This is a genomic window from Paracoccus denitrificans (assembly GCF_900100045.1).
Taxonomy (GTDB): domain Bacteria; phylum Pseudomonadota; class Alphaproteobacteria; order Rhodobacterales; family Rhodobacteraceae; genus Paracoccus; species Paracoccus denitrificans.
This window is the reverse complement of the sequence record NZ_FNEA01000069.1, coordinates 1-5,891: the sequence shown is the minus strand read 5'-3', so window position 1 is coordinate 5,891 and position 5,891 is coordinate 1. Positions and strand designations below refer to the sequence as shown.

Here is a 5,891-nt window from a genome sequence, read left to right as displayed (position 1 = left end):
AAACCCCCCGTCGTCATCACCTGCGCCATCACCGGTGCGATCCACACGCCGACCATGTCGGATGCGTTGCCCTATACGCCCGAGGACATCGCGGCGCAGGCCATCGCGGCCTCCGAGGCGGGCGCCGCGATCCTGCATCTGCACGCCCGCCGCCCCCAGGACGGCGGCGTGACCATCGACCCCGAGGCCTTCGCCGCCTTCCTGCCGCGCATCAGGCAATCGACCGATGCGGTGGTCAACATCTCGACCGGCGGCAGCCTGACCAACAGCATCGACGAGCGCATCGCCCCGGCGCTGCGCTTCTCGCCCGAGATGTGCTCGCTGAACATGGGCAGCATGAATTTCAGCTTCCACCCGCTGGCCCGGCGCTACGACACCTGGAAATTCGACTGGGAGCGCGACTACGTCGCCAGGTCCGACGGCAACATCTTCCGCAACACCTTCGCGGATATCGAGAACGCGGCGAACCAGCTTGCCCCCCACGCCATCAAGTTCGAGCATGAATGCTACGATGTCGGCCATCTCTACAACCTGCGCTTCTGCATGGATATCGGGCTCTTCAAGGCGCCGGTCTTCATCCAGTTCATCTTCGGCATCCTGGGCGGCATCGGTCCCGAGGTGGACAACCTGGTCTTCATGAAGCGCACCGCCGACCGGCTGTTCGGCGACGACTATCGCTGGTCGGTGCTGGGCGCGGGGGGCGCGCAGATGCCCCTGGCCACCACCGCCAGCCAGATGGGCGGCAACGTCCGGGTGGGGCTGGAGGATTCGCTGCTGATCGCGCGCGGCAAGCTGGCGGAATCGAACGCCCAGCAGGTCGCCAAGATCCGCCGCATCATCGAAGATTTGGGCAGCGAGGTCGCGACCCCCGGCCAGGCGCGCGAGATCCTTGGCCTCAAGGGCGCCGATCGGGTCGGCTTCTGAGGCGATATGCCTGATGCGGTCGGGAAAGCGCCTCGCACGGCGTTTTCCCGAACCTGATCCGCCCGGCCCGCTTCTGCGGTCTGCGACCGATCTGTGCCGCGGTCCTCCGCTGTCGAGAACCAGCCCAAGCCGCCCGCGCATTTCAGGGGAAACCTGCTCGTGGTCCTACTCGGGATGCTCCTTCGGGCAGGCTCATGATCTGCTGAGCGCATCTGAACTCTCCAGCACCGCTCTGTCCTTCAGCAGCGTGACATGGCCATGATCATCCGATTTCGACTTTGCTCCGGCCTCCTGTTCGACTAGACGGGAAAGCATCCTCGGTCAGCCACCCCGCATCTCTGCGCTGCCAGCCGAAGTTTCTGCGATCGGCAGCGGCATGGGGCGGGCAAGGTGGAACGGACGGGCATCGATTGGTTGTTCTGCACCCATCGGGGGGATGTCAGCTCATATCTGGCCCGGATGCTGCGCGACCCCGATCTTGCCGAAGATCTGACGCAGGACGCGTTCCTGCGTTGCTGCACCGCGCTGCAATCCGGCGGCAGGCCGGAAAACCTGCGCGGCTATCTGTATCGCATCGCCCGCAATATCGCCGTCGATCACCTGCGGCTGCAAAAGCGGCGCCGGACCGACATGCCGGGCGATCATGTCCTTGCCGCCATCGCCGACCCGCGGCCGGGGCAGGAATGCCGGATGATCGACCGCGAGCGGCTGAAGGTATTCCTGCGGGCGCTGGCCGCGCTGCCCGACAAGACGCAGCGGATCTTCGTTCTGCATCGCATCCAGCGGCTTAGCTATCGCGAGGTGGCGCAGGATATGGAACTGTCGGAAAGTTCGGTGCAGAAGCATCTGGCGCGGGCGCTGCTAGAGGTGACGCGCCGGTTGCGGGAATACGAGGACGGCTGATGAACGGGCAATCCAGCGACGGCTTGCGGCCCGGCGAGGATATCGAGGCCGAGGCGGCGGAATGGGTGATCCGGCTGGCCGACCCCCAGGTGACGGACCAGGCACGAAATGCCTTTCGCGACTGGCTGGACCGGGATCCCGCACATCGCGACGCTTTCGACGACGCGCAACGGGTATGGCAGGAACTGGGCCTGATCGCGCAGGGGGACGCGAACCCCGGGCGCCGCTGCGGGCGCGGCATGCTTGCCATGGTCGCACTTGCCGCCGGATTCGCGCTTTGGTTCTGGCAGGACGATCTGCGCATCCGGTTGCAGGCGGATCATGTCGCGGCGGTGGGGGAAAATCTTGCGGTCACGCTTCGGGACGGCAGCCGGGTCGAGCTTTCCTCGGGTTCGGCGCTGGCGGTGGATTACGACGGCACCCGCCGCCTTGTCCGGCTGCTGGAGGGCAGCGCCTATTTCACCGCCGAGCCCTCGGCCCGACAGCAAGGCCGCCCCTTCGTGGTCGAGGCGCGCGGCATCCGCATCACCGCATTGGGCACGCAGTTCTCGGTCGATTTGCAGGATGGCGATGTCGCGGTGCTGGTCGCCGAGCACAGCGTGCGGGTCGAGCCGGTCTCGGGCGCCGCGCCGCCGGTCGTGCTGGCCGAGGGGATGGGTGTCGATGCCCGGCCCGATGCCATTCCCGCCCCTGCGCCGCGCAACGTGGATTTCGCCAATGCCTGGCGTTCGGGCGAGCTGGTCTTTGACGACCGGCCGCTGGGCGAGGTGGTGCGAGAGCTGAACCGCTATCGCCACGGCCGCATCGTCCTGCGTGGCGGGGATCTGGCCGGGCGCCGGGTCAGCGGCGTGTTCCATACCGACGATATCGGCCGGGCGGTGGACCGGATCGCGGCCGAGCTTGGCCTGCGCCGCCTGTCGGTTCCGCCGCTGGTGACGGTGCTTTACTGACATTCGCAAAAAAAAGCGCCCGGCATTACCGGATCGGATGCCGGATTCGTCCTTTTCCTGAACCCGCCCCGCAGAGGGCCAGATATCGGAGAGGGAAAATGAAGACGCAAATCAGCCGTATCGCCCTGATCGCGGCACTTGGCGGCGCCGGGCTTGTCGCGGCGCATGGGCCCGTCGCCGTGGCGCAGGAGGCCGCGCAGACCCGCGCCTTCGACATTCCGGCGCAAAGCCTGAACGGCGCGCTTTTGCGTTTCGCGCGCGAGGCCGGGGTGCAGGTGCTTTACGACACCGCCCTGGTGCAGGGCCGCCAAAGCCCCGGCGTCAGCGGCCGGATGACCACCAGCGCCGCGCTGGAGCAATTGCTGCAAGGCTCGGGGCTGGGGTTCCGGGTGAACTCGCCGCAATCGATCTCGCTGACGGCCCCGGCCGCTGCCGCCGTCGAATCCGACGCCAATACCGTCGTGCTGGACGAGATCCGGCTGGACGCGGGCGGCGCGGTGACCGAAGGCACCGGCAGCTATACGACCGGCCTGACCACGGTGGCGACCGGCCTGCCGCTGACCATGAAGGAAACCCCGCAATCGATCAGCGTCGCCACCCGGCAAAAGATGGATGACCGCAACCAGCGCAGCATTTCCGAGGTGCTGGAGGATACCACCGGCATTACCGTCATGCCGATGGATACCGAGCGGCGCAGCGTCTATGCGCGCGGCTTTTCCAGCCCGACCTACATGGTCGACGGCCTGCCGGTCTGGTATCGCATCCAGTATGGCTCCGGCCCCAGCATCGCCGATACCGCGATCTATGACCGCGTCGAGGTGCTGCGCGGCGCCACCGGGCTGATGGCCGGGGCGGGCGATCCCTCGGTCGTCATCAACATGGTGCGCAAGACGCCGACCTCGGCGCCGCAGACCCGGCTGCGCTTTTCGGCCGGAAGCTGGAATACGTTGCGCAGCGACCTGGACATCAGCGGCCCGCTGAACGCCGATGCCTCGATCCGGGGCCGGTTCGTGGCGGCGCATGAGCAGGGCGATTCCTGGCTGGACCGTTACGAGCGGCGCAAGACCGTGCTCTACGGCGTGGTCGAGGCCGATGTCGGCGATGCCGGCACGCTGACGGCGGGCTATGATTTCCAGCGCAATCGCACCCGCAACCACCAGTTCGGCGGCCTGCCGCTGATCGCGAATGACGGCTCGCAGCTGGAATACGACATCCACACCAATGCCGGCGGCGGCAATCTGCCGCTGACCCAGACCACGCAGACCCTGTTCCTGCGCTATGCCCAGGACTTCGGCGCCGGCTGGCAGGCAGTGGGCGACCTGTCGCTCTACAAGGCCGAGCGCAAGGGCTATCTGGCCTCGGCCTCCTGGGGCTCGCCCGATCCGCAGGGCTTCGGCGTGCAGACCGTGGGTGGCTATGCCGATACCGATACCGAGCAGACCGCGCTGTCGCTGACCGCCTCGGGCCCGGTCGAGCTGGGGGGCCGCAGCCATGACCTGCGCTTCGGCATCACCGGCAATTGGGGCAAGGACAACCACAAGGCCTATTCGGCCTTCGACGGGACCGATATCGACTATCAGCCGATCACCGGCTCGATCTTCGACTGGGACGGGTATGTGCCGAACCTGGTCCAGCAGGCCGGCTATGTCAGCTATGTCAGCAATACCAAGATCGACCAGGTCGCGGCCTATGGCTCGGGCCGCTTCGGCCTGACCGACCGGCTGAACCTGATCGCCGGCGCGCGCGTGGTCTGGTACGACTACGACTATACCACCGACAGCCGCAGCAGCGGCACGACTACGCATCAGCAGATCAGCCGCAACGGCGAATGGATCCCCTATGCCGGGCTGACCTATGACCTGAACGAGGACTGGTCGGTCTATGCCAGCTATACCCGGGTCTTCAAGCAGGCCAGCTATCGCGACAAGGACAACAGGATCGTCGAACCGACCACCGGCTCGAATTACGAGCTGGGCACCAAGGCCAGCCTTGCCGGCGACCGGCTGAACTTTGCGGCGGCGGTCTATCTGCTGGAACAGGACAACCTGCCGGTCCGCGACCGCAGCGTCAGCTATCAGTTGCCCGACGGCTCGAACCCCTACATGTCCATCGACGGCACCCGGACCAAGGGCTTCGAGATGGAACTGGCGGGCGAGGTTCGCCCGAACATCCAGCTTGCGGCAAGCTATGCCTGGACCGATGCCGAGGACGGCGACGGCCAGCGCATCTCGACCGTCACCCCGCGCCATTCGGTCAAGCTGTCGGGGATCTATGCGTTCGAATCCATGCCGCTGACCCTGGGCGCCAGCCTGCGCTGGCAAAGCGCCATCGAGAACACCTGGGTCTGGCCGGTCACCGGGACGGCACGGCAAGGTCGCGCTGACGCCTGCGCAGTTGTCGATGTTGCTGGAAGGGATCGACTGGCGGGCTCCTGAGCGGACGTGGCGGCCTCTGGCAGCCGGGTAATCGAACGCCCTACAAGAGAAGGATTCCCACAAGGAATCCCGTGGGATAAACTTCCCGCATGCTCAGTCAGACCCTGACCTTGCCGGAAGACCCCGAGGAGTTGCGCAGCTTCACCGCGCGGCTTCTGGCCGAGGTGAAGGCGCAGGCGATCCTGATCGAGAAGCTGCGCCACCAACTGGCAGGCCATCGGGCGCACCGGTTCGGGGCCTCGTCGGAGACGGCGGAACAGCTGCAACTGGCGCTGGAGACCAGCGAGATCGCCGCCGCCGCGATGACGGCCCGGATGAAGCTGCCGGACATCGAGGAGAAGGACAAACCGAGGCGCCGTCCGATCCCGGACCACATCCCGCGGATGGAAGTGGAACTGACGCCCGGCGCCGATGCCTGTGCCGATTGCGGCGGCCGCCTGCGCCGGATCGGCGAGGATGGTGAGGCACGAGCCCGCCACCGGTCCGAGGGCCGTGCCGAACGAAGAGCTGGAGTATGTGCCGGGCCGCTTCATCGTGAACCGTATTGTCCGGCCCCGCCAGACCTGCACCTGCTGCGAACGGTTCGTGCAGGCCCCGCTGCCCTCGCGCCCCATCGAACGCGGGCGCCCTGGGCCGGGTCTCCTGACCCATGTGCTGGTCAGCAAGTATGCGGATCATC

4 protein-coding genes and 3 pseudogenes are annotated in these 5,891 nt (G+C 66.7%); all 7 read left to right on the top strand.

All coding sequences use genetic code 11. The features are described from left to right. A partial coding sequence (gene kce, locus BLT64_RS25575) for a 3,5-dioxohexanoate:acetyl-CoA acetone transferase (protein WP_254777234.1) occupies positions 1-924 on the top strand: 924 nt, incomplete at its 5' end. 390 nt (positions 925-1,314) lie between these two features. Then, entirely contained in the window at positions 1,315-1,827 is a 513-nt protein-coding gene (locus BLT64_RS25565; protein WP_011750758.1) for an RNA polymerase sigma factor, read from the top strand. Then, entirely contained in the window at positions 1,827-2,777 is a 951-nt protein-coding gene (locus BLT64_RS25560; RefSeq protein ID WP_011750759.1) for a FecR family protein, read from the top strand. The genes BLT64_RS25565 and BLT64_RS25560 overlap by 1 nt, the downstream gene beginning before the upstream one ends. Positions 2,778-2,875: 98 nt before the next feature. After that, positions 2,876-5,122, top strand: a pseudogene (locus BLT64_RS25555) (TonB-dependent siderophore receptor); the annotation flags it as partial. A 16-nt stretch (positions 5,123-5,138) separates the two neighbouring features. Further along, positions 5,139-5,243 (top strand): annotated as a pseudogene (locus BLT64_RS27575) (IS66 family insertion sequence element accessory protein TnpB); the annotation flags it as partial. A 58-nt stretch (positions 5,244-5,301) separates the two neighbouring features. Then, positions 5,302-5,544, top strand: a pseudogene (locus tag BLT64_RS27890) (transposase domain-containing protein); the annotation flags it as partial. A gap of 79 nt (positions 5,545-5,623) precedes the next feature. Continuing rightward, positions 5,624-5,891 (top strand): IS66 family transposase zinc-finger binding domain-containing protein (locus BLT64_RS27885; protein WP_371862691.1); only part of this gene is annotated, 268 nt, incomplete at its 3' end.

Excerpts from the sequence above, each read along its gene's own strand:
- BLT64_RS25560 (WP_011750759.1), top strand. The coding sequence starts at position 1,827 with ATGAACGGGCAATCCAGCGACGGCTTGCGGCCCGGCGAGGATATCGAG.